Source organism: Shigella sp. FC1967 (assembly GCF_001743005.1).
Taxonomy (GTDB): Bacteria; Pseudomonadota; Gammaproteobacteria; order Enterobacterales; family Enterobacteriaceae; genus Proteus.
Genome location: NZ_MIIZ01001399.1, coordinates 1 through 359 on the forward strand (window position 1 = coordinate 1; position 359 = coordinate 359).

Sequence of the window (359 nt, forward strand, 5' to 3'; positions counted from 1 at the left end):
TTTTTGTTTTCGACGTAGGTTACGGCTGGCATTGATAAGGTGGCGCGGATTAGCAATCTTATTGCCGTCTGATTTGATGGCGTAATGACTCAGCCCCACATCAAGTCCCGTGATATTTGATATCAATGTTGGCTTTGCCGGTGCTTCTACCCCGTCATCACAGAGTAGTGACGCATAGTATTTTCCGGTTGCGCTGCGACTCAGTGTGATACTTTTTCAGCGCCCCCCGTAATTTTCACGATGTAAACGCGCTTCAATCGGTGCGATTTTCGGGATTTTTTATCGCGCCATCAATGACTTTGATCCCGACACAATGATAGCTAGATTGTCTGCCATGCTTACTTTTAAACGTGGGAAAA

Annotated in this window: 1 pseudogene; it reads right to left on the reverse strand. The window is 46.0% G+C overall.

Annotated features, from left to right (window positions below):
* Positions 1-359, reverse strand: a pseudogene (locus BHE89_RS22440) (RNA-guided endonuclease TnpB family protein); the annotation flags it as partial.